This window comes from Salmonella sp. NW1250 (assembly GCF_051812965.1).
Classification (GTDB): Bacteria; Pseudomonadota; Gammaproteobacteria; order Enterobacterales; family Enterobacteriaceae; genus Salmonella; species Salmonella enterica.
Genome location: NZ_JAMNDD010000054.1, coordinates 1 through 365, shown reverse-complemented (window position 1 = coordinate 365; position 365 = coordinate 1). Strand labels below are relative to the sequence as shown.

Annotated in this window: 1 protein-coding gene; it reads left to right on the top strand. The window is 62.5% G+C overall.

Annotated elements, in window-relative coordinates:
• Positions 1-365: hypothetical protein (locus NBA72_RS24220; RefSeq protein WP_439005043.1), on the top strand; the 365-nt coding region annotated here is incomplete at both ends.

Genomic DNA, 365 nt, shown 5'->3' with positions numbered 1-365 from the left:
GCCCGGCGCGGCAGGGCTGCGTGACGTCGAGGGACTATTACTGGAACAACCACGGCGAGGTGGGCACGATTGACGACGGCCTGCGTGGCAGCGTGGTGTACAGCTATGACAGAAGCGGTTACCTGACCGGGCGCTCAGGTCAGATGTATGACCATGACCGTTATTATTACGATAAGGCGGGCAACCTGCTGGATAACGAAGGGCAGGGTCCGGTGATGAACAACCGGCTGCCGGGCTGTGGTCGTGACCGTTACGGTTATAACGAGTGGGGCGAGCTGACCACGCGGCGCGACCAGCAACTGGAGTGGAACGCGCAGGGGCAGCTGACGCGGGTCATCAGCGGCAACACGGAGACGCACTACGGC